21 protein-coding genes are annotated in these 21,319 nt (G+C 71.9%); 6 read left to right on the top strand and 15 right to left on the bottom strand.

What is annotated here, in order from left to right:
- Nucleotides 1-987, bottom strand: a complete 987-nt coding sequence (locus tag RBR11_RS11865; RefSeq protein WP_308489554.1) for a LysR family transcriptional regulator — start codon at nt 985-987, stop codon at nt 1-3.
- 173 nt (nt 988-1,160) lie between these two features.
- On the opposite strand from RBR11_RS11865, the gene RBR11_RS11870 reads away from it, so the two are divergent.
- On the top strand, nt 1,161-1,853 hold the full coding sequence (locus tag RBR11_RS11870) for a GntR family transcriptional regulator (RefSeq protein ID WP_308489555.1): 693 nt from the start codon (nt 1,161-1,163) through the stop codon (nt 1,851-1,853).
- 77 nt (nt 1,854-1,930) lie between these two features.
- Entirely contained in the window at nt 1,931-3,229 is a 1,299-nt protein-coding gene (locus RBR11_RS11875; RefSeq protein WP_308489556.1) for an MFS transporter, read from the top strand.
- A gap of 13 nt (nt 3,230-3,242) precedes the next feature.
- Here the strand turns inward: RBR11_RS11875 and RBR11_RS11880 are convergent, their stop codons facing one another.
- The 9 genes from RBR11_RS11880 to RBR11_RS11920 form a co-directional block, all read right to left on the bottom strand.
- Entirely contained in the window at nt 3,243-4,139 is an 897-nt protein-coding gene (locus RBR11_RS11880) for a carbohydrate ABC transporter permease (RefSeq protein ID WP_308489557.1), read from the bottom strand.
- A 10-nt stretch (nt 4,140-4,149) separates the two neighbouring features.
- A complete protein-coding gene (locus RBR11_RS11885) occupies nt 4,150-5,106 on the bottom strand; it encodes a carbohydrate ABC transporter permease (RefSeq protein WP_308489558.1) in 957 nt (318 codons plus the stop codon).
- A gap of 2 nt (nt 5,107-5,108) precedes the next feature.
- Nucleotides 5,109-6,014, bottom strand: a complete 906-nt coding sequence (locus tag RBR11_RS11890; protein WP_308489559.1) for a phosphodiesterase — start codon at nt 6,012-6,014, stop codon at nt 5,109-5,111.
- Between the two features lie 20 nt (nt 6,015-6,034).
- Entirely contained in the window at nt 6,035-6,793 is a 759-nt protein-coding gene (locus RBR11_RS11895; protein ID WP_308489560.1) for a tyrosine-protein phosphatase, read from the bottom strand.
- On the bottom strand, nt 6,790-8,139 hold the full coding sequence (locus RBR11_RS11900) for an extracellular solute-binding protein (RefSeq protein WP_308489561.1): 1,350 nt from the start codon (nt 8,137-8,139) through the stop codon (nt 6,790-6,792). Before RBR11_RS11900 ends, RBR11_RS11895 begins: the two co-directional genes overlap by 4 nt.
- A gap of 61 nt (nt 8,140-8,200) precedes the next feature.
- Nucleotides 8,201-9,349, bottom strand: a complete 1,149-nt coding sequence (locus RBR11_RS11905; protein ID WP_308489562.1) for an ABC transporter ATP-binding protein — start codon at nt 9,347-9,349, stop codon at nt 8,201-8,203.
- 101 nt (nt 9,350-9,450) lie between these two features.
- Entirely contained in the window at nt 9,451-10,446 is a 996-nt protein-coding gene (locus RBR11_RS11910; RefSeq protein ID WP_308489563.1) for a MurR/RpiR family transcriptional regulator, read from the bottom strand.
- 102 nt (nt 10,447-10,548) lie between these two features.
- On the bottom strand, nt 10,549-11,394 hold the full coding sequence (locus RBR11_RS11915; protein ID WP_308489564.1) for a metallophosphoesterase family protein: 846 nt from the start codon (nt 11,392-11,394) through the stop codon (nt 10,549-10,551).
- Nucleotides 11,395-11,491: 97 nt separating this feature from the next.
- Nucleotides 11,492-12,670 (bottom strand): DUF998 domain-containing protein, encoded by a 1,179-nt coding sequence (locus tag RBR11_RS11920; RefSeq protein ID WP_308489565.1) that lies wholly within the window; start codon nt 12,668-12,670, stop codon nt 11,492-11,494.
- A gap of 88 nt (nt 12,671-12,758) precedes the next feature.
- Here RBR11_RS11920 and RBR11_RS11925 point away from each other — a divergent pair, with 88 nt between their 5' ends.
- Nucleotides 12,759-13,409, top strand: coding sequence for an HAD-IA family hydrolase (locus tag RBR11_RS11925; protein WP_308489566.1), 651 nt, complete (start codon nt 12,759-12,761; stop codon nt 13,407-13,409).
- 50 nt (nt 13,410-13,459) lie between these two features.
- On the opposite strand, the gene RBR11_RS11930 is transcribed toward RBR11_RS11925, so the two are convergent.
- Both RBR11_RS11930 and RBR11_RS11935 read right to left on the bottom strand, forming a co-directional pair.
- Entirely contained in the window at nt 13,460-13,969 is a 510-nt protein-coding gene (locus RBR11_RS11930; protein WP_308489567.1) for a phosphoribosyltransferase, read from the bottom strand.
- 53 nt (nt 13,970-14,022) lie between these two features.
- Nucleotides 14,023-14,460: an Lrp/AsnC family transcriptional regulator gene (locus RBR11_RS11935; RefSeq protein WP_308489568.1), complete on the bottom strand. Its 438-nt coding sequence runs from the start codon at nt 14,458-14,460 to the stop codon at nt 14,023-14,025.
- 152 nt (nt 14,461-14,612) lie between these two features.
- Between RBR11_RS11935 and pdhA the strand changes: the two genes are divergently transcribed.
- The 3 genes from pdhA to RBR11_RS11950 are packed head-to-tail and all read left to right on the top strand — an operon-like array spanning nt 14,613 to nt 18,231.
- Nucleotides 14,613-15,749 (top strand): pyruvate dehydrogenase (acetyl-transferring) E1 component subunit alpha, encoded by a 1,137-nt coding sequence (gene pdhA, locus RBR11_RS11940; RefSeq protein ID WP_308489569.1) that lies wholly within the window; start codon nt 14,613-14,615, stop codon nt 15,747-15,749.
- Nucleotides 15,746-16,774, top strand: a complete 1,029-nt coding sequence (locus RBR11_RS11945) for an alpha-ketoacid dehydrogenase subunit beta (protein WP_308489570.1) — start codon at nt 15,746-15,748, stop codon at nt 16,772-16,774. The genes pdhA and RBR11_RS11945 overlap by 4 nt, the downstream gene beginning before the upstream one ends.
- A complete protein-coding gene (locus tag RBR11_RS11950) occupies nt 16,771-18,231 on the top strand; it encodes a dihydrolipoamide acetyltransferase family protein (RefSeq protein WP_308489571.1) in 1,461 nt (486 codons plus the stop codon). Before RBR11_RS11945 ends, RBR11_RS11950 begins: the two co-directional genes overlap by 4 nt.
- A gap of 70 nt (nt 18,232-18,301) precedes the next feature.
- On the opposite strand, the gene RBR11_RS11955 is transcribed toward RBR11_RS11950, so the two are convergent.
- Genes RBR11_RS11955 through RBR11_RS11965 form a run of 3 tightly spaced genes read right to left on the bottom strand, consistent with a single transcriptional unit; the run spans nt 18,302 to nt 21,245 of the window.
- Nucleotides 18,302-19,714, bottom strand: coding sequence for an amidase (locus RBR11_RS11955; protein ID WP_308489572.1), 1,413 nt, complete (start codon nt 19,712-19,714; stop codon nt 18,302-18,304).
- The gene (locus RBR11_RS11960) at nt 19,711-19,881 is read right to left on the bottom strand and encodes a hypothetical protein (RefSeq protein ID WP_308489573.1); all 171 of its coding nucleotides are present in this window, start codon (nt 19,879-19,881) and stop codon (nt 19,711-19,713) included. The genes RBR11_RS11955 and RBR11_RS11960 overlap by 4 nt, the downstream gene beginning before the upstream one ends.
- Nucleotides 19,878-21,245 (bottom strand): hypothetical protein, encoded by a 1,368-nt coding sequence (locus RBR11_RS11965; RefSeq protein ID WP_308489574.1) that lies wholly within the window; start codon nt 21,243-21,245, stop codon nt 19,878-19,880. The genes RBR11_RS11960 and RBR11_RS11965 overlap by 4 nt, the downstream gene beginning before the upstream one ends.
- Nucleotides 21,246-21,319 lie beyond the last annotated feature (74 nt).

The raw sequence follows: 21,319 nt of genomic DNA on the forward strand, positions 1-21,319 counted from the left end.
TTAATAATTTACACGATCGGCCGAGATTGAGGAAGTAGGAATCAAGACATTCCCCTCCGCATGCCAGGGCGTGACGAACTCGCCGGATCCGGCGAGGCGCTCGGCGGTCGCGATGATCGTGTCGCGCAGGGCCGCCGCGGCTCGGGTCGGCGCCATGTCGGCGCGGTGGGTGAGGCTCACGGTGCGGGTCATCCGCGGCGTGGCCAGCGGCACCGCGCGGAGACCCGGTCTGCCGAGGGCGACCATCGCGGGCACGATCGCGACACCGACGCCCCGCTCGACGAAGCGCAGCACGGTGTCCATCTCCGGCCCCTCCACGACCACCTCGGCGGCGAGCCCGGCGGCGGCGAACGCCGCGTCGGTCGCCGCGCGCAGCTCGTAACTGCGCGGGAACGCGATGAGCGGCAGGTCGGCGACCGCGGCGAGCGCGATCGCCCGGCCGGAGCAGATCGCGGGCCGCTCGGCCGAGGAGATCACGACGAGATCCTCGGTGAGCAGGGGGGTGCGGGTGAGACTCACGGGGGAGGCCGCGGCGGCATCCGAGGAGGCGAGCAGGGCGAGATCCAGCCCGCCCTCGGCGAGCGCCGCGACCAGCCGCCGGGATCCGCGTTCGGTGATCTCCAGCTCGATGCCGGGGTGCGCCTCGCGGAACGCGCTCACGACGTCGGAGACGATGCTCGCGCACAGCGACGGCGGCGCCCCCAGGCGCACCCGTCCGCGGCTGAGCCCGGCGATCTCGGCCATCTCCCGACGCACGGATGCGGCATCGGCGAGCATCCGCCGGGCGTACGGCAGCAGCAGCTCCCCCGCGGCGGTGAGCGAGATGTTGCCGCGGGCGCGGTGGAACAGGTCGGAGCCGAGCTCGCGCTCGAGCGTCGAGATCTGCCGGCTCAACGACGGCTGCGCGAGATGCAGCTCCTCCGCGGCACGCGTGAAGTTGCCGAGACGGGCGATCTCGACGAATCCGCGCAGCTGCTCGAGGTTCATGGCCATAGGGTACGTCTATTCAGATGATCTCGACGATGCCGTGGCGTCATCGTCGGCGGATTCCTAGCCGATATCGCGCGGGCACCCGACGGCCGCGCGTGCACCCGCGCTGCGACGCCCGCCGGATACACTCTGTGCAGACCTGGGGTTACCAAGGGGATAGCGAGGTTGGCATGCCAGAGGCAGCGGAGGGGCAGCACGCCCCGGTGGACGCCGACCAGGACACCGCTCTCGACGTCCTCGCCTACGAGTGGATCCGGGACAGGATCATCGACGGCACCATGCTGCACGGCAGCCGCGTGCGCGAACGCGACATCGCCGCGCAGCTCAACGTCTCGCGCAACCCGATCCGCGAGGCCCTGCCCCGACTCGAGGCCGAGGGCTACATCCGCACCCTGCACCGCCGCGGTGCCGTGGTCACCCCGATGCGGATGCAGGAGGTCGCCGAGCTGTTCACGGTGCGCTCGGTCCTCGAGCCCCTCACGGCGCGCGAAGCGGCGATGCGCTGCGCCGAGGGCGCCTCGCCGGCGCGGCTGCTGGAGAGCCTCGAGGCCGAGGAGCGCGCGATGCGCTCGGGCGACGCACGCACCGTCGCCAACGCGACCGCGGACTTCCACGACGAGATCGTCGAGCTCAGCGGCAACGTGCTGCTGCAGCAGATCATGATGCCGATCCGCGGGCGGGTGAAGCGGTTCTTCAACATCATCACCCAGGAGGGCAGCGACAACACGCACTCCGAGCACAGCACGTTGTGCAAGGCCATCGTGCAGGGCCACGTCGACTGGGCGGGCTCTCTGGCGGCGGCCCATCTCGAACACGGTCGGCTGAGTTCGCTCGCGGTTGTGGAGAGCCTGTTCGAGCGCTAAGATGGTATACCAAAAGTAGCTTTCGGCGATCAGGGCCCGCACCTCCGCACCCGCGTGCGAAGGAGGACCGGAGACAGATGACCGCCGAGAACGTCGACCCGAGCCCGCCCACCCCGGGAGTCCGGCTGTCCGCAGCCCTGCTGCGCCCCTTCAGCTCCCTGCACGGCAACCGCGACTTCTCCGCCCTCCTCGTCTCCAACGTCCTGTTCTTCGGCGGCGTGTGGACGCTCTCGTTCGTTCTCGGCTGGATGGTGTTCGCGCAGACCGGATCCGAGGTCCTCGTCGCCGTGTTCACGACCGTGCGCCTGCTGCCGCTCCTGCTCGGGCCCGTCGCCGGGGCGATCACCGACCGGATGGATCGCCGACGGCTGCTCGTGATCGCCTGCATCATGGCGGCGGTCGCGGTCGTCGTGGTGGCCGCGCTGGCCACGGCCGGTCTGGCGTCGTTCTGGGTGCTCACCGCCGCCGGGCTGCTGCTGGGGCTCGCGCACTCCCCCTCGCAGCCGGCCCGTGCCGCTCTCGTCGCCGAGCGCGTGCCCGCCGAGCACCTGAGCAACGCCAACGCGCTCAACGCGCTCACCTTCAGCGTCACGCTGATGATCGGCCCCGCGATCGGCGGGGTCGCGGTGAGCACCCTGGGAGCACCCGCGGCGCTGTGGCTGTGCGTGGCCTGGTTCCTGGGCTCGCTGATCGCGCTGCGCTGGACCCGCGGCGGGTACACCCCGCCTGAGGAGCCGCACGGCTCGATCTGGCGGATGCTGTGGGACGGCTTCCACGCGATCGTGCGGCTGCGCGTCGTGCTCGCCGTGCTGCTCGTGACGATCGCCACGAACGCCCTGGTCTGGACGATCCTGCAGGGCTTCATGCCGGTGTTCGCCCGGGAGCAGGGCCTGGATGCGGCGGGGCTCGGCCTGCTGCTGACCGTCTACGGCCTGGGCGGGATCGTCGGTTCCTTCACGATCGCCGCGCTCGGCGACATCCGCTGGAAGGGCGCGGTCTTCGTCATCGGCACCGCGACGATGGCCTTCTTCTGGATCCTGTTCGCCGTGCTCCATCCGCCGGTGCTCTCCGCCGTCGCGTTCACGATCGCCGGGCTGATCTCCGCGACCTTCGGCGTGATGCAGACCACCCTCATGCTGTCCGCGACCCCGCCGGAGCTGCAGGGCCGCGCGATGGGCCTGCAGGAGCTCGCGATAGGCGCGCAGCCGATCTCGGCGATGGTGATCGGCGTGGTCGCGCAGCTCATCGGGATCTCACTGACGACGGTGATCAGCGCGTCCCTGGAGATCGTCCTGCTCATCGTGATCGCCGTCGCGGTGCCGGCGCTGATGCGCTACCACGGCACGGCGCCCGAGGACGCCGTGCCGCGGCGGTGAGCGCGCCGGACCGCTACTTGAGCCCCGACCGGACGAAGGCGTCCACGACGTAGCGCTGCAGGAACACGTAGATCAGCAGCACCGGCACGCAGGCGAGGCCGGCGGCGGCCATCGTCGCGCCCCAGTTGTTGCCCTCCGCCGTGAGGAAGCTGCGCACGCCGACCTGGATCAGCGCGTCGCCCTGCCGCATGATCAGCGACGGCCACAGGTACTCGTTCCACGCCGAGATGAACGCCATGATGCCGAGAGCGGCGAGCGCCGGCTTCATGTTCGGCACGACGACGGTCCACAGCGTCGACCAGCTCGAGCGGCCGTCCAGCTGCGACGCCTCGAGCAGCTCCCGGGGGAACGCCCGCATGTGCTGCACCATCAGCAGCACCGCGAACGCGCCCGCGAGCTGCGGGACGACCACGCCGCCGACCGTGCCGAGCAGCCCCATCTGCGAGACGAGCACGTAGTTCGGGATCATCGTCACCTGGAACGGCACGAGCCAGGATCCGATGAACAGGAACATCAGGAGCTTCCGTCCGGCGAACTCCCACATCGCGAACCCGTACGCGGCGAGCACGGCGATCAGCAGCTGGGCGCCCGCGAGCAGGACCGACATCCCGAACGTGTTCAGCAGCATGCTGCCGATCGGGATCGTCTTCCACACGTAGGCGAAGTTGTCGAAGCTGATCGGCCACGGCAGCAGCGACTGGTCCAGCGCGTGGTCCGGCGAACGCAGCGCGGTCGCGAACATCCAGTACACGGGGAACATGCTGAACAGCGCCAGCAGGGCGAGGACCACGTGCCCGACGATCACGCCGCCGCGGCGACGCGATCCGACCGCGAGATCCTCGGACTTCGACTGCACGCGGTTCACGGAGCCGGAGACGGCGGCCGGGGCGGCGACGGTCACGAAGGCCATGTCACACCTCTCAGTTGTCGTAGAAGCTCAGGCGATCCTGCAGCTCCAGGAAGAGCAGCGCGATCACCCCGAACCCGAGGAAGAAGATCACTCCGGCGGCCGACGAGGTGCCGGCGTCGAAGTTCTGGAAACCGAACTGGTACAGCAGGTAGTAGATGTTCGTCGTGGCGTTCGTCGGCCCGCCCTGGGTGAGCAGGTCGATGATCGGGTACGTCCACTGCGCCGAGAGCAGGATCGTCATGAGCGCGAGGAAGACGATCGTCGGCGACAGCAGCGGCATCGTGATCGTGCGGAGGATCCGGCCGAAGCCGGCGCCGTCGAGCGCCGCCGCCTGACCGTACTCCGGGCTGATCCCGGCGAAGCCCGCCGCGACCACCAGCACACCGAAGCCGAGCATCTGCCAGCCGACGATCACGATGACCGCCCAGATCGCGAACGCCGGGTCGCGGAACACGTTCGACAGGTGCACGCCGAACTGCGCCAGCACCACCGAGAACGCGCCCTGATCGGCGAACAGCCAGCGCCACACGGCACTCGTGGCCACCGGGGTGATCAGGAACGGCACGAAGATCAGCGCCTGGTAGAACGTGCGCGCCCGGCCCTGCACCTGCCGTGACATCAGCGCGACGAGGATCGGCAGCACGAGCGAGAACACCAGGAACGCGCCGATGTAGACGACCGTGTTGAGGATCGCGGTGTGCAGCTCGGGCAGCTGCACGACGTCGACGTAGTTCTTCACCCCGACGAACGTCTTCGGGCTGGTCGGCAGCAGGTTCCACTCGAAGAACGACAGCAGGAAGGTCTGCACGAGCGGGCTGTACGTCCACACCAGCAGGAACGCGACGCCGGGCAGGACGTAGAGGTAGGGCACGAGCGTCCGGGGACGGAGGCCGCGCCGCGCGCGCGGAGCGGCCTCCGTCCCCGCCGCCGCGGCCGTGGCCGCGGGGGCGGTGACTGCGACGAACACGACTACGCCCGCATCGAGGCGTCGGCCGCCTCGAGCCGCTGCTGCGCGCTCATCGCGAGGTAGCCGGCGAGCATCTCCGGCGTCATCTCGTACGTGGTCGGGTACTGGCCGAGCGGCACGATCGAGTGCAGCACCCGGTCGCCGTAGACGTGCACGAGGTTGTACGACTGGCCGCCGTCCTGCCCGCGCGCGGCAGGGTAGACGACGTTCAGGTCCTGCGTGTAGCAGGTGGCCGACGCGACCGACACGGGCACGCCCGCGAACATGCTGTGCGTCGAGTAGTGCAGGTGACCGCCGAGGATCCCGCGCACGTCGGTGCCGCGGATCACCTCGGCCAGGCGCTCCTGATCCTGCAGCTCGACGAGCGCGAGCAGACCGAGCGGGCTCGGCACGGGCGGGTGGTGCAGCGCGATGAGCGTGCCGTCGGGCGCGGGAGTGGCGAGCTCGGCGGCGAGCCAGGCGAGCTGCTCCTCGCTGATCTCGCCGTGGTGGTGGCCGGGGACCGTCGAGTCGAGGGCGATGATCCGCAGGCCGTTCACGTCGAACACCCGGTCCACGGGCGCGGTGTCGTCCATCTCCTGGTCGAGCAGGCCGCGGCGGAACGCGACGCGCTCGTCGTGGTTGCCCATCACCCAGATCACCTGGGCGCCAAGGCGCTCGGCGGCGGGCTCGACGAGCTCGCGGAGCCGGCGGTAGGCGTCGGGGCGGCCGGTGTCGGCCAGGTCGCCGGTGAACACGATCGCCTCGGGGCGGGCGTTCACGCGCTCGAGGCCCTCGAACAGCTCGGCGAGGTTCTTGTCGGGGTCGACCCGGTCGTACAGCAGGGCGCTGTCGGCCACGAAGTGCGTGTCGGAGATGTGCAGGATGAAGTGCTCGGGGGCGGGGAACTGCCCGGGGTAGTCGGTCATGGAAGGTCCTTTCGGGGTTGTCAGCGGACCAGCGCCGCGGTCAGGCGGTCGAGCTCGTCCTCGGTCATGCCGTGGGCGGCGAGGTAGGCGCGCACGGACCCGTGCTCGCGGTCGACGCGCTCCAGCAGCGCCGCCAGCACCGGAGCCGGGCTCGCGGTGACGAGCTCCACGACCTCGGGGGTGAGCTCGGCGCCGCTGTCGCGGAAGCCGGCCAGCATCGCGTCGGCCCACTCCCCCTGCAGGTTCGCCGCGGTCTGGGCGTAGTCGGCCACGACCTCGTCGCGGTCGACGCCGGCGGCGCTCAAGGCGAACGCCACCACGAGCCCGGTGCGGTCCTTGCCCGCGGTACAGTGCACGAGCACCGCCTCGTCGTCGCCGGCCAGGGCGATCACCCGGATCGCGTCGGCCAGGTTCGCGCCGCGCTCGTCGACCATGTGGTCGTAGATCGGGGCGAGCCCGACCTGCAGGCCGGCCCGCGACGCCGGGGCCGCGTCGTCGAACACGGGCAGGTGGTGCACCTGCACGGCGAGCCCGTCGAGGCTGCTCGGCGCGGTGCGCAGCTCGTCCGCACCGCGCAGATCGACGATGTGGGCGACGCCCAGCTCGCCGAGCAGGTCGCGGCCCGAGGCGTCCAGCCGGTGCAGCGCATCGGAGCGGAGCAGCTTGCCCCACCGCGAGGTGCGGGTCCCGGCGCGGTAGCCGCCGGTGTCGCGCAGGTTGTAGACGCCCGGTGTCTCGTGCCGGCGGTTCGCGGCCGAGGTCGTGGATCCGGGGGTCACTTGATCATCCCCTGGGCGCGCTGGGCGGCGTCCTTCATGGTCGCGGACGGGTCCTTGCCGTAGTACACCGAGTTCTCGATCGCGGTGGCGAGCACCTGGTCGATCTGCACGTAGCTGTTGCCCGGGTAGGACACCCACGGCTGCAGCGCGTCGAGCTGCTTCAGGTTGGGCTTGACGAGCGGGTTCTGCTCGACCCAGTCGTACAGCGGGCCGCCCTTCTGCGTCATCGAGCTGCGCAGCGGCAGGTAGCCGATCTTGGTCGAGATGGACTCGTACGCGTGCGAGCTGGTCATCCACTGCATCAGCTCCCAGGCGGCGGCCTGCTTCTTCGGGTCCTTGGAGAACATCGCGAGGAAGGATCCGGAGTTCGTGGGCACGACGGCCTTGCTGCCGAAGGACGGCAGGGGGCGGGCGTCGAGCGTCCAGTTGCCGGCCTTCGCGCCGGCCATGAACGCGCCCTGCAGCGCCGAGGTGTTCACGTGGATCGCGGTCTGGCCCTTCGCGAAGGACTCGTACTGCGTCGTGCCGTCCTGGTTGGCCAGCACGCCCGCCTCGAACATGTCGCGGAACGTCTTGACGGTCGAGACGGCTTCGGCGGATCCGAACCCGATCTTCTTGCGGTCGTCGCTGAGCACCTGCGCGCCGTTGGAGCGGAACAGGCTCTGCATGCACCAGTTGCCGCCGGTCACCGTGCAGGTGACGCTCACGGACGGCTTGCCGGTGGCGGCGCTGATCTTCTTGCCCGCGGCCTCGACCGCGTCCCAGGTGGACAGGTCGACCGTGGCCGGGTCCAGGCCCGCCTGGGTGAACATCGCCTTGTTGATCCAGAGCACCGGGGTGGAGAAGACGTAGGGCAGGCCGTAGGTCGCGCCCTTCCAGTCGGCGAGCACCTTGGCGCGGGGGTTGTACGGGTACTTGCCGCCGAACTCGTCGTCGAGGGCGGTCTTGCCGACCACCGAGGTGAGGTTCTGCGCGCCGAGAGTGGTGGCCGCGAAGTCGAGCTCGCCGAACGTGATCTGCGCGACGTCGGGGGCGCCGCCGGCGAGGATCTCCTTCTGCACGCTGCCCGCGGTCGACGAGGAGTCGGACGGCTGGGCCTTGACCGTGATGTTCGGGTGCTCCTTCTGGAACTCGTCGAGCAGCGTCGTGATCGTGTTCGACCAGATGCCTGCGTTCGACAGGTTGTACGACTCGAACGTGATCGCCACCTTGTCGGACGGCGACAGCGTGGCCATGCTGCCGGCGACGGGCGTCGTGCTGGCGTTCGCGCTGGCGCAGCCGGCGAGGGCGATCACGGTCAGGGCGGCGAGACCGGCGATGCCGGCGCCGCGGGTGCGGAGGTTCATGGGTTCTCTCTCTTGTTCGGGATGCTTCGGGTTCGGGAGGGGGCGGAGGGAGGGGGCGGGGTCAGGCGGCGAGCGCGCGCTTGGCGGCGCGGACGTTCACGCCGGGCTCGTCGGTGCCGTCGTCGGGCACCCACTCGAGCCGGCGGCCGCTCGAGCGCTCGAAGAGGTGCACGTGCTCGGGAGCGGCGCGCAGGGTGAGCTCGGCGCCCTCGGCGATGCGCACCGCGCGGGAGGTGCGCATGTGCACGCGCCCGGCGCCGCTCGTGCAGGTGAGGATCTGCTCGCCGCCGAGGTTCTCCACGATGTCGACGGTGACCGCGATGCTGACGCCCGCCCGGGGGCCCGCGGCGTCCGCGATCTCGAGGTGCTCGGGGCGGATCCCCAGCACGACGTCGAGGGCGTCGGTGCTTCCGGCCCACAGGTCGCCGGCGAGACCCTCGGCGGCGACCGAGATGCGGCCGCCGGCGCCGACGACGCGGGCGTCGAGGAGGTTCATCGCGGGGCTGCCGAGGAACCCGGCGACGAACACCGACTCGGGGCGGTCGTAGACCTCTTCGGGCGTGCCGTACTGCTCGATGCGGCCCGCATTGAGCACGACGATCCGGGTGGCCATGGTCATCGCCTCGACCTGGTCGTGCGTCACGTAGACGAAGGTCGCGCCGAGGCGGCGGTGCAGGGCGGTGAGCTCCTGCCGGGTCTGGGTGCGCAGCTTGGCGTCGAGGTTCGAGAGCGGCTCGTCCATGAGGAACGCCTTGGGGTCGCGCACGAGGGCGCGGCCGACGGCGACGCGCTGGCGCTGGCCGCCGGAGAGCTCCTTCGGCTTGCGGTCGAGGAGGTGGTCGATCTCGAGCGACGCCGCGACGTCCTGCACGCGGCGCTCGATCTCGTCCTTGCCGAGCTTCTGCACGCGCAGCGGGAAGGCGAGGTTCCTGCGGACGCTGAGGTGCGGGTAGAGCGCGTAGCTCTGGAACACCATCGCGAGATCGCGCTTCTTCGACGGCAGGTCGGTGATGTCCTCGCCGTCGAGCTCGATGCGCCCGGTGGTGGGCTCGAGCAGGCCCGCGATCATGCGCAGCAGAGTGGTCTTGCCACACCCGGACGGGCCGAGCAGGACCAGGAAGTCGCCGTCGTCGATGGTCAGGGTGATGTCGCGGACCGCGGCGGTGCTCTTGAAGCTGCGCCCGATCCCGCTGAGCCGGATGGTGCCCATGGGTCGCCTCCTGCAAGCGACCTGTGCAGCGGGACCCTCCCGCGTAATTCGCTTACATGAGGAGTTTCAGTGCCGTAAGTAAATTGCGGGGAAACGCCGGGTCAACGGCCGCCGCTGCGAGCGCGAACGTTTCCGCCGTCGGCGTCGCCGCCGTCCGCGTCGTCCGCGTCACCGCCGCCGTCCGCGTCATCCGGGTCGTCCGCGTCATCCGCGTCATCCGCGTCATCCGCGTGAGTCTCGGCGACGATCCCGACGAGCTCCTCGCGCACCGCCCCCCTGGCCCGCTCCGCCGCGTCGGACATCCGCTCGGCGACCGCCATCTGCAGCGACGACAGCAGCAGGGTCTGCGCGAGGCCGATCGCGAGCCCGCCCTGATCCCAGGACTGGAAGCGCGCGCCGGCGACGAGGAGCAGATCGGCGTGCTCGGCGAGCGCGGACCGCGAGAAGCTGGTGACGCCGATCACCGTCGCCCCGGCCTCCTCGGCCGCGGCGGCGGAGGAGAGCGTGACGCCGTTCGCGCCGCTGGAGCTGACGACGAGGCAGACGTCGCCGGGAGACAGCACGCGCGCGGTGAGCTGCTGCGCGACGCCGTCGACGGGAGCCTCGCACGGGCGCCCGTTCATCGTGAGCTTGAAGGCGAAGGACTGCGCGGCGGGACCGGATCCCCCCGTTCCCGCGACGAGCACGCGCGGAGCGGCGACGATCGCGTCGGCCGCCGCGTCGAAGGCGGCCGGATTCACCGAGGCCAGGGAGGTCTGGATGATCTCGGCGGATCCGTCCGCGATCATCTGCAGCCAGCCGGAGGTGCCGGTCACCTGGGGACCTGCCGCGCGCGCGGCGGCGCCGAGGTCGCGCACGAGCAGCATGCGCAGATGCTGGAACCCCTGGAAGCCGAGCGCCTGGCACGTGCGGCTCACGGTTGCGGCCGACGTGTCGGCGGCGGTGGCCAGGTCGGCGCCGGACATCTCCACGACCTCCTCGGGCCGCTCCGCGCAGATGCGGGCGACGCGCTGGGCGCTCGGGATGAGCGAGGGCAGCACGGAGAGGATGTGATCGATCGTGCCGCCGATCGGCGGCTCGGCGATGGGCGCATTCATGGTTTTCGGTCTATCACGTGTCGATGCCCGTGCCGTGACGCCGCGGTGAACGGGCGCCACGGCACGGGCGGGCGGATCGGGCGAGGGGCTTGACCAGGGATCTCAGGCGGGGAGCACGACGCCCATCGCGTCCAGCGCGATGCGAGCCTGCTCGACCTCGAGGAACTCCGGCTCGACGATTCCGAGCGGGGCGCGGAACAGCGGCAGCACGCGCTCGTCGAGCTCGTACTCCACGACGCCGAGCTGGGTGAGGCCGGGGCCGATCACATCCGCCGACACGGCGCTGCGGTGCACGAACGCGGTCGAGGGTGCGGAGACGACGACGGCGCCGTCGCGCTCGGTGACGGCGTAGCGATGCAGGTGGCCGCTGCCGAAGGCGCGCACGTCGAGCTCGGCGAGCACGGCCTCGAGCCGCGGCAGCGAGTCGGGTCCGACCGTCAGGTGGGTGTTCTGGTGCTCCGGCGTGTGCGCCCAGATCGGCTTGTGGGTGAACAGTGCGACGGGGCGGGGGCCGACCAGCTCGGGCAGGGTCTCGATCCACGCCCACTGCTCCTCCTCCTCCGGAAGGCCGGAGTCGAACAGCTCGCTGTTCAGGCCCACGACCGCCCAGCCGTCCACGATCTCGACGAAGCGGTCGATGCCGAAGTGCGCGCGGAACGCCGCGATCCTCTCGCTCGTGACCGGGCGGTCTCCGAACGGGTCATCGCCGGGCTCGCCGACGTCGTGGTTGCCGGGGAGCACCCGCATCGGGGCGGAGATGCCGGCGAGGATCTCCTTCGCCGCGACCCGATCGCGATCCTCGTCCGGGTCGAGGATCGTCACGTCGCCGGTGTGCACGACGATGTCGGGGGCGAGCTCGTCGATGAACTGCACGAAGAGCCGCGCGTTCTCGGACGGGCTGCCGCCCAGGTGACTGATGTGGGTGTCGGTGATCTGGACGAGCTTCATCGAGGGCTCCGCTTCTGCGAGGGGATGCCGCGGGCGCGACGCCGCCACGCTAGACGGGCCGGATGACGGCCGTTCCAACGTCAGGTGAACGATGCGTTCACTCGACGTCGAGTTGGTGGAACTCCGTTACTTCGCGCACTGCAGCGGCAGCCCGACGCCGTTCGAGCTCGACGTCCCACGGTCCGTGGTCGACGCTGGCCGCGCGCAGGAACACGATGATCCAGCTGAGGATCAGCACGCCCGCGATGAGCTCGACCACGGTGAGGTTGTAGTAGCCGGTAGCGAAGAACACGCCGAGCAGCGCGATCACGAGCACGTACGCCCAGCCCAGCGCCACGAAGACCCGCGAGATCCGGCGCAGCAGCCACGGCAGCCCGACGACGATCCCCGCGAACACCACGGCCATCCCGGTCGCGACGGTGTTGTGCAGCACGAAGAACGCATCGACGGGGAACACGCCGACGCACGCGAGGAGCACGCCGATCAGCACCAGGCCGATCCGCACGAGGTCGCGCCCCCGGCGGTCGCGCGGCTCGGGGATCGGCACCGACGCGGTGGCGTACCGGGCGATCGTGGTGACCATGATCCCGGCCACGATGAGCGTGCCGTTGAACGCGGGCGCCGACGCGTTGGCCGCCATGCCCAGCGCCGACAGGTTGTCGCGCCACCAATGCGGATCCGTCGCCTCGAGCATCGCGGTGAGCGCGCCGATGACGAGGAAGACCGCGAGGATCAGAGAGATCGACGAGGGGCTGAGCGCCGCCGCGCTGAGATGGCAGACGTAGGCGGTCAGGGCGAGCGCGACGCCCACGAGCACCGCGCCGGGGAACGGGAAGACCGGGGCGTCGCGGAATCCCGCCGCGAGCAGCTCCGCGAGTCCGAACAGGGCGAGCAGGGCGACGGCGGCGTGCGCCAGGCCGATCGCCGCGAGCTCGTACCAGCGCAGGCGCTGACCCGGCTCCGGGAAGCCGTCGCGCGGGTCCACCGGATCCGGATCCCTGCGCGCGTCCCTCACCTCGAGCCGCAGCGCGACCCGCCCCAGCGCGAAGCTCAGCGCGGCGACGACGGCGCCGCCCGCAGCGGCGACGACGCCCACCGACCACGGGCCGGCGATCGACAGCGTCCGGTGCCAGAACAGCGCGAGCGCGACCAGGAAGCCGAGCACGAAGGCCGCGATGCCCACGAGCAGCGCGTCCGTCTCGTGGATCTCCTGGGGCGAGGCCGTGGCGCGCGCCCGGCGCATGCGCTCCACGAGCCGGTTCCACTGCGTCCTCATCCGCCCTCCGAGTCCCACCCTAGGTGGCCCCGGCGCGCGCGTGCCCGTCGCGCCCGTCCCCGGGCGCGCCCGCGGGTACCCTGGGGACGTGCCCCAGACCTTCCGCGCTCGCGCCGCCCTGCTCGACATGGACGGCACCCTCGTCGACTCGTCGACCGTCGTGGAACGGCTGTGGCTGGAGTGGGCGGAGCCGCACGGACTCGACCCGGAGTACGTGCTCAGCGTGATCCACGGCCGCCAGGGCCACCTGAGCATGGCGATCATGCTGCCGGACCGCCCGCACGAGCAGAACATCACGGAGAACCGGTCGATGCTGCGCGCCGAGAGCGCCGACGTCGACGGCGTCGTCGAGATCCCCGGCGCCGGCGCGTTCCTGGCCGCGATCGCCCCGTTCCCGCACGCGATCGTCACCTCGGCCGACGACCGGCTGCTGCGCGTGCGCATGGACGCCGCGCGGCTCGCGGTGCCCGGGTCTCCGGTCACGGCCGAGCACGTCCACGCCTCCAAGCCGGATCCGGAGGGCTTCCTGCTCGGCGCCGAGCGGCTCGGAGTGGATCCGGCAGACTGCATCGTCTTCGAGGACTCCAGCGCGGGCATCGCGGCCGCCCGCGCCGCCGGGATGCGCGTGATCGGCGTGGGAGCCGGATCGGCCGCGCACTCCCCCGACGCCGTGGTGCCCGACTTCACGCACGTGCGGGTCGAGGCCGACGGCGACGGATTCCTGCTCGCGCTCGACTGACGCCCGCACCTCTGACGCCCGCGGCGTCGGCCCGGGGCGTGCCCGTCCGGTCAGGCCGTGGGCGGCAGGCCCAGGTCCTCTTCGCGCACGGTGCCCTTGGCCGACCAGGGGAAGTCGATCCAGCGATCGGTGTCCTTCCACGCGTAGTCGGGCTGGATGATCGTGGTCGGCTTGGTGTAGATCGTCACCGAGCGGACGTCGGCGCCCTTGTCGCGCAGCAGCTGCACGGCGAGCGCGAGGGTGCGCCCGGAGTCGGCGACGTCGTCCACGAGCAGAACGCGGCGGCCGTTCAAGTACTCCATGTCGAGCGCCGGGGGCAGCACCTCGGGGGCGTCCAGCACCGTGCCGATGCCGGTGTAGAACTCGACGTTGATCGCGCCGCAGTTCTTCGCGCCGAGGCCGTACGAGATCGCGCCGGCCGGCAGCAGACCGCCGCGGGCGATCGCGACGACCACCTCGGTGTCGAAGCCCGAATCGAGGATCCTCCGCGCGAGATCGCGCATCGCTTCGCCGAAACCGTCCCAGGTGAGCACTTCGCGCTCGATCACCGCATCCGTCATGGGTACATTCTGCCGTGCGGCGCGGCGCGGGAGAACCACGGATCCGGTCGGATTCAGTGCTGCGCGAAGTCCTCGAAGATCAGGGTGGTGCGGGTGGACCGCACGGCCGGGATCGCCTGGATGTCCTCGAGCACGATGCGGCGCAGATCGCGGGCGTCGCCCGCACGCACGAGCAGGATCACGTCGAAGTCGCCTCCGACGAGCGCCATGTGCTCGACCTCGGGGATCTCCCGCAGCCGGTCCCGCACCTCCTGCCACGCCGGCTGCTCGAGCGACAGCATGACGTACGCCGAGGCGTGGTGGCCGAGCAGCACCGGATCCGTGCGCACGGTGTAGCCCGTGATGATCCCGGCGTCGGTGAGGCGCTTGATCCGCGCGTGCGCCCCCGCTCGGGAGATGTGCACGACGTCGGCGATCGCCGTCATGGACACCCTGGCATCGCGTCGCAGCTCCTCCAGGATCGCGCGGTCGACGTCGTCGAGGCTCGTCACGGGCACTCCTTCCGATGAGGGTTCTGGATGACACTTTGCACCATCACCACGGATAATGCGAGCAATCATCCATACTCGCCTCGATCTGGTTGGACGACTGCTGCCCCGGGCGCACACTGGACTCATCCCGTTCGGCAAGGAAGGCGGACCCGATGCAGCAGACGACGTCCTCACCCGCGCATGGCGCAGATCCTCGTGATCTGCTGCCCCGCGACGTCCCCGTGCGACTGATCGACGAGACCGGCGCCGTCACCGTCGACGACGGCTACCCGATGCCCGGCGACGATCTGCTCGGCCGCGCGTACCAGGGGCTCGTCGAGGGCCGCCGGATCAACGACCAGGCGAACGCGCTGGTCCGTCAGGGCCGCCTCGCCGTCTACCCGTCCTCGCACGGGCAGGAGGCCTGCCAGGTCGCCGCCTCCCTCGTGCTCGGCGCGCACGACTGGCTGTTCCCGACCTACCGCGACTCGGTCGCCGTGATCGCGCGCGGCGTCTCCCCCGCCGACGCCATGGTGCTGCTCAAGGGCGACTGGCACTCCGGTTACGACCCGCGCGAGCACCGCGTCGCCCCGCAGACCACGCCGCTCGCGACCCAGCTGCTGCATGCGGTCGGCTTCGCGCAGGCCGCGAAGCACCGCGGGGAGGACACCGTCGTGCTCGCGATGTGCGGCGACGGATCCACGAGCGAGGGCGACTTCCACGAGGCGATGAACTTCGCCGCCGTCTTCCACCTGCCCGTCGTCTTCTTCGTGCAGAACAACGAGTTCGCGATCTCGGTCCCGCTCTCCCGGCAGACCGCGGCGCCGTCGCTCGCGCACAAGGCGATCGGCTACGGCATGCCCGGCCAGCGCGTCGACGGCAACGACGTCGCGGCCCTGCTCGCGGTGCTCGGCGAGGCCGTCGACCGCGCCCGCTCGGGCGGCGGCCCGACCCTGATCGAGGCGCACACCTACCGGATGCAGGCGCACACGAACGCCGACGACGACACCCGCTACCGGGAGCGCGCCGAGGTTCAGGCGTGGGCGGAGCGGGATCCGCTGCTGCGGCTGCGCGCCCATCTCACCTCTCGCGGACTCCTCGACGAGGCCCGCGAGCAGGAGCTCGCCGACGGTGCGGAGACGATCGCCGCGGCCCTCCGCGACGCGCTCAACGCCGACGCCGACCTCGACCCCGAAGACCTGTTCCGCCACGTCCGCAGCACCCGTTCGCCGCAGCTCGACGAACAGTGGCACCAGCTGCGCGACGAAATCGAACGATCCGGATCCGCGACCGCAGGAGGCCACCGATGACCATCGCGCACGACGACGTCCGCGTCGACACCCCCGCCCCGACCACGCAGACCATGACGATGGCCGCGGCGCTGAACCGCGCCCTGGCCGACGCGATCGAGGCCGATCCCGAGGTCGTCGTCTTCGGCGAGGACGTCGGCGCGCTCGGCGGCGTCTTCCGCATCACCGACGGCCTCACCGCGCGCTACGGCGAGGACCGTTGCTTCGACACCCCGCTCGCCGAGTCCGGCATCGTCGGCACCGCGGTCGGCATGGCCATGAACGGCATGCGGCCGGTCGTCGAGATGCAGTTCGACGCCTTCGCCCTGCCGGCGTTCGAGCAGGTGGTCAGCCACGTCGCGAAGATGGGCAACCGCACCCGCGGCGCCCTCGCCCTGCCGATGGTGATCCGGATCCCGACCGGCGGCGGCATCGGCGGCGTCGAGCACCACTGCGACTCCTCCGAGGCGTACTACGCGCACACCCCCGGGCTCACCGTGCTCTGCCCGTCGACCCCGCAGGACGCGTACTCGCTGCTGCGGGCGGCGATCGCGTCGCCGGATCCGGTGGTCTTCCTCGAGCCGAAGAAGCTGTACTGGACCAGGGGCGAGGTCGACACCTCGCTCGTCGCCGAGATCGGATCCGCCCGGGTCGTCCGCGAGGGCACCGACGTCACCCTCCTCTCCTACGGATCCTCCGTGGCGACCTGCCTGGAGGCGGCGGAGATCGCCGCCTCGGAGGGTCGCAGCGTGCAGGTCGTCGACGTGCGCTCGCTCTCCCCGATCGACGACGCCACGATCACCGCCGCCGTGCGCTCGACCGGCCGGGCCGTGGTGGTCGCCGAGGCGCCCGGGTACGTGAGCGTCGCGAGCGAGATCCAGTCCCGCGTGTTCGAGCGCTGCTTCGAGTACCTCGAGGCGCCGGTACGCAGGGTGACCGGGTTCGACACCCCGTATGCGCCGCCGAAGTTCGAGCACTGGTACCTGCCCGACGCCGACCGCGTGCTGGACGCGATCGACTCCCTGCACTTCGAGGACGAGCGATGACGGCGGCGACGAAGGTGTTCCGCCTGCCGGACCTCGGCGAGGGCCTCACCGAGGCCGGGCTCGTGCAGTGGCTGGTGCAGGTGGGCGACACGATCCGCACCGACCAGCCGATCGCCGAGGTCGAGACCGCGAAGAGCGTCGTCGAGCTGCCCTCCCCGTTCGCGGGCGTCGTGACGGCGCTGCACGGCGAGCCGGGCGAGACGATCGACGTCGACGCTCCGGTGCTCGAGGTCGCCGATCCCGACGCCGCGGCATCGGGTCCCGTCCCGGTCGCCGAGGCGGCGTCCCCGGCGGTGGAGAAGGAGGCGTACCGCACCGAGGAGCGGGCAGGATCCGGCAACGTGCTGATCGGGTACGGCACCTCCGAGCGGGCGGGCTCCGGCCGCCGTCGGGTGCGCCGCGTGCCCGCGGTCGCCGCGGCCTCTGCAGCCCCGGCCTCGGTCGCCCCGCGGGACGAGGTCCGCCCGGTCCCGGAGGCGCCCGTCGCCCGGGTCCCCGTCGCCGTGCGCTCCCCGCTCGTGCGCCGACTCGCCCGCGATCTGCACCTCGACGTGCGCACGATCACCCCGACCGGCGCCGACGGCGCGATCACCCGGGCCGACGTGCTCCGTGCCGCGGTGGACCAGGCCGTGGACGGCGTCGCGCTGCACACGCTCGCGTCCGCTCCGATCCCTGACGCCGCCGCTTCGGTCCCCGGGCCTGTCGATCGGACCGCGCCCCCGCGGGTCGCTGCGGTCGGCTCCGACACGGTCGACGGCCTGCGGATCCTGCACCGCGAACGGATGTCGCCGCTGCGCAAGGCCGTCAGCGCGAAGCTCACCCGCAGCCGCTCCGAGATCCCCGAGGCGACGGTCTGGGTCGATGTCGACGTCACCGACCTGTGGAACCTGCGCGCCGCCATGGCGCCCGCGGGCGGCCGCGCCCCCTCTCTCACCGCCCTGGTCGCGCGGTTCGTGCTGATCGCGCTCTCCGAGCACCCGCTGCTCGCGTCGCGGCTCAGCGACGACGCGAGCGAGATCCTCTCCTTCGACGGGATCAACCTGGGCGTCGCCGCCGACACCGACCGCGGCCTCCTGGTGCCGGTGATCCCGCGCGCGCACGAACTGAACGTCGAGGAGCTCGACATCGCCCTCCGCGAGCTCGCGGCGACGGCCCGCGCCGGCACCATGCCGCCCGAGCGGCTGCGCGGCTCGACGTTCACGCTGAACAACTACGGCGGCCTCGGCGTCGATGGGTCGGCGGCGATCATCAACCACCCCGACGTCGCGATCCTCGGCATCGGCCGGATGATCGAGCGCCCCTGGGTCGTCGACGGCGAGATCGTGGTGCGCCGGATCGCGCAGCTGTCGCTCGTGTTCGATCACCGGGTGTGCGACGGCGGCTACGCGGCCGGGTTCCTGCGGCGGGTGATGGAGCTCCTGGAGCACCCCGCCCGCGCGTTCGGCCGGGTGCGCTGACCGGCCCAGACGTGAGAAGGCCCCGGACGTCGGGTCGTCCGGGGCCTTCCTCCTGCGCCGCGGGGACGGATCAGCGCGGGTCGAGGGGCACGCGTGCCCGCCAGGGCGCCGCCTGCTCGTAGCGCTCGGCGAGGGCGAGGATCTCGGCGTCCCCGTTCCACCGTCCGAGCAGATGCATCCCGACCGGGCCCGCCTCCACCTCCCCACAGGCGACACTGAGCCCGGGCAGCCCGGTGAGGTTCGCCGCGCAGAGCATGCGCAGGGCGCTGCCGAGGGACTCCGCATCGCCTGCGCTGGTCAGCTCGGCGGCCATGCCCGCGAGCCGCGGCGCGCCGGCGGGCAGCGTCGGACTGACGATCGCGACGAGGCCCCGGGCGGCGAGGAGCTCCTCGAGGCGCCGCCTCAGGGCGCCCCGCAGGCGCCGCGCGAGCTCGACGTCGTCCGCCCGGAGCAGGGCGCCGGACGCGATCATCACCCGGGTCTCGGGGAGATAGTCGCCGGCGGCCGCCTGCAGACGGTGCCGATGCAGCTCGGCGGCCTCCGAGAGCGAGACCAGGAGCCCCGCCGTGAGTGCGAGGTCGAGGTCGGAGGCGTCCACCTCGACGATCTCGACGCCGTTCCGCTCCAGCACGACGATCGCCTCGTCCACGGCGGCGCGGACGGGGCCCGCGACGCCCCAGCGCTCCCACTGCGCGCGGTCGACGCCGACACGCGTGGCCACGGCGCGGTCGGCGGCGCCGACGACCGAGCCGCCGAAGTGCGTGGCGAGTGCGGCCGGCTCGGCGATCGCATCGAGGACCAGCGCGGCCCCGCGCACCGATGCGGCGATCGGCCCGATCGCGTCCATCGTGCCGCTCACGGTCATCGATCCCGTCCTGGAGACGAGCCCGGAGGAGGGCTTGAGCCCGACGAGACCATTGATCGAGGCGGGGTTGCGCACGGAACCGCCGGTGTCGGTGCCCAGGGTGGCCGGCACGGATCCCACGGCGACGGCGACACCCGATCCGATGCTCGATCCGCCCGCGTAGCGCTCCGGGTCGCGCGGATTCCGCGTGGGCGGCCGGCCCTGGCCGAACGCGAACTCATAGGTCACGGTCTTGCCGAGCAGCACGCCGCCCGCTGCGCGGAAGCGACCCACGGCGACGGCGTCGTGTCGCGCCGGCATCGCGTCCCGGAAGACTTCCGATCCGCCCCGCGTCGGCATGCCGGCGACGTCGATGACGTCCTTCACGCCGATCGGGACGCCGTCCAGGGGTCCGCGGGGCCTTCCCGCGCTCCGGCGCTCGTCGCTGGCCCGCGCGGCGGCCAGCGCGCCTGCGGCGTCCAGGTGCGCCCAGGCGTGCACGCGGTCCTCGGTGGCCCGGATCCGCTCGAGCGCCGCGGCCACGAGCTGCGCGCTCGTGACCTCGCCGTCTGCAAGCGCGGCGGCGGCCTCGGGCACGCCCCAGCGCCAGGTCTCGGTGATCGCGCCGGTTCCGGTCATCGGGCCGCCTCCTCGGCGAGCACACGCGCGGCGTCCCGGCGGAACGCCGGCAGACCGGCGCGAAGATCCTCGATCGCGGAGGCCACGGCCGCCTCATCCTGATCGGCGAGCATCTCGCCGATCAGGGTCCGCACGAGCGCCCGATCCCGCGCATCCAGACCCGTCATGCGTGCACTCCCGCGAGGACCTGCCCGTGCCGCACGACGTCCTCGCCGCCGACCAGGACCGCGCGCACGTCGCGCAGATCGTCCCGGCGCGCGATCACGACATCGGCGGGAGCGCCGCGGCGGAGCATCGCGCCGCCGTCGACGAGCCCGGGGATGAGCGCGGCGGGAACCGAGGTGGCCATCTCCACGGCCTGCGCGAGCGTGCGGTGCCCGGCGTCGATGAGGTCCTGCACGCCCGCGATGAGCGGGTCGTGCCGGCCGTCGTGGCCGTAGTCGGTGGCGAGCACGTCGACCAGGCCGGGCGCCGAAAGAAGCGCGTCCCAGTGCTCCCGGGTGCGCACCGTCTCGCGCCCCTCGAGCAGGTCGAAGACGCTGGCCTCACCGTGCCATCCGGCGTCCCGCCCGGCCTCGGCCAGCCGCATGGCCTCCTCGACCGTGTGCGAGGTGTGGTTCACATGCCCGGCGATCACGGTCCCGCGCGCCCGGGGAAGAGACAGGAGGCTCCGGATCAGGTCCGCCGAGGCGGCGGCCGAATGCACGAGCGCGGGCACGCCGAACCGCACCGCGGCCTCGATGCCTTCGCGGATCCCGTCCCTGGCGTGCCCCACCGAGGGCATCACCGTGCCGACCACGAGGGCGCGGAGCTCGTCCCGCGGGACGTCGCCGAGGCCCGCCTCCGCCGCCCGCGCCGCGAACAGCTCCGCGTCGCCCGAGCCCTCGTCCATGAATCGGCCGAGCACGGCCTCCTTGAGCCCCCTGGCCTGCTCCTGCGTGACCGTTCGCCCCGTGAGCCTGCGGATCGCCGCCGGAAGGTAGACGAGATCCTGCCCGCCCCCGCCCAGGGTCTGCCCTCCGCCGAGTTCGCCGATCGCGACCGCGCCGTCCTCGAGCATGCGCTCGACGGTCGACGCGCGATGCGCGGGGCCGAGCCCCGCGCCGTCGGCGGCGAGGGCCGCGGCGAGCGCCCCCGGCGTGTGCGCCGTCGCGCCTCGCACGTGCACGGCGTGCCGGCGGTCCGCTTCGCGGATCTCCGCCATCGTGCCGAGCCCGCAGGTGCTGAGCACCGTTGTCGTGCCCGCCGCGAGGTGGCGATCGAGATGGCCGAGCCAGCGCTCCTCGGGAAGCGCGGCGGCGCCGCTCGGGAACAGCGGAGACGGGCTCACTCCGTGCGTGTGGATGTTCACGAGGCCGGGGATCACGGCGCAGTCGGGCACGTCCACGATCCGTCCGGCGAACGGCTCCCCGGCGGTGCGCGCACCCAGCACATCGAGGATGCGCCCGTTCTCGATGACGACGCCGCCGTTCTCCACGGTCCTCCCGCCCGTCGCGGGAACCACCACCCCGGCTCGGATCAGCGTCCTCATCGCGCTTCCTCTCGACGCCGGCCTCTTCACCGGATAGATTCATCATATCGAAGCATCTTCACTATAACCAGGAG

It is taken from the genome of Microbacterium capsulatum, from assembly GCF_030865425.1.
GTDB classification, from domain to species: Bacteria; Actinomycetota; Actinomycetes; order Actinomycetales; family Microbacteriaceae; genus Microbacterium; species Microbacterium capsulatum.

Excerpts from the sequence above, each read along its gene's own strand:
- RBR11_RS11865 (WP_308489554.1), bottom strand. The coding sequence starts at position 987 with ATGAACCTCGAGCAGCTGCGCGGATTCGTCGAGATCGCCCGTCTCGGC.
- RBR11_RS11870 (WP_308489555.1), top strand. The coding sequence starts at position 1,161 with ATGCCAGAGGCAGCGGAGGGGCAGCACGCCCCGGTGGACGCCGACCAG.
- RBR11_RS11875 (WP_308489556.1), top strand. The coding sequence starts at position 1,931 with ATGACCGCCGAGAACGTCGACCCGAGCCCGCCCACCCCGGGAGTCCGG.
- RBR11_RS11880 (WP_308489557.1), bottom strand. The coding sequence starts at position 4,139 with ATGGCCTTCGTGACCGTCGCCGCCCCGGCCGCCGTCTCCGGCTCCGTG.
- RBR11_RS11890 (WP_308489559.1), bottom strand. The coding sequence starts at position 6,014 with ATGACCGACTACCCCGGGCAGTTCCCCGCCCCCGAGCACTTCATCCTG.
- RBR11_RS11900 (WP_308489561.1), bottom strand. The coding sequence starts at position 8,139 with ATGAACCTCCGCACCCGCGGCGCCGGCATCGCCGGTCTCGCCGCCCTG.
- RBR11_RS11905 (WP_308489562.1), bottom strand. The coding sequence starts at position 9,349 with ATGGGCACCATCCGGCTCAGCGGGATCGGGCGCAGCTTCAAGAGCACC.
- RBR11_RS11910 (WP_308489563.1), bottom strand. The coding sequence starts at position 10,446 with ATGAATGCGCCCATCGCCGAGCCGCCGATCGGCGGCACGATCGATCAC.
- RBR11_RS11915 (WP_308489564.1), bottom strand. The coding sequence starts at position 11,394 with ATGAAGCTCGTCCAGATCACCGACACCCACATCAGTCACCTGGGCGGC.
- RBR11_RS11920 (WP_308489565.1), bottom strand. The coding sequence starts at position 12,670 with ATGAGGACGCAGTGGAACCGGCTCGTGGAGCGCATGCGCCGGGCGCGC.
- RBR11_RS11930 (WP_308489567.1), bottom strand. The coding sequence starts at position 13,969 with ATGACGGATGCGGTGATCGAGCGCGAAGTGCTCACCTGGGACGGTTTC.
- pdhA (WP_308489569.1), top strand. The coding sequence starts at position 14,613 with ATGCAGCAGACGACGTCCTCACCCGCGCATGGCGCAGATCCTCGTGAT.
- RBR11_RS11945 (WP_308489570.1), top strand. The coding sequence starts at position 15,746 with ATGACCATCGCGCACGACGACGTCCGCGTCGACACCCCCGCCCCGACC.
- RBR11_RS11950 (WP_308489571.1), top strand. The coding sequence starts at position 16,771 with ATGACGGCGGCGACGAAGGTGTTCCGCCTGCCGGACCTCGGCGAGGGC.
- RBR11_RS11955 (WP_308489572.1), bottom strand. The coding sequence starts at position 19,714 with ATGACCGGAACCGGCGCGATCACCGAGACCTGGCGCTGGGGCGTGCCC.
- RBR11_RS11960 (WP_308489573.1), bottom strand. The coding sequence starts at position 19,881 with ATGACGGGTCTGGATGCGCGGGATCGGGCGCTCGTGCGGACCCTGATC.
- RBR11_RS11965 (WP_308489574.1), bottom strand. The coding sequence starts at position 21,245 with ATGAGGACGCTGATCCGAGCCGGGGTGGTGGTTCCCGCGACGGGCGGG.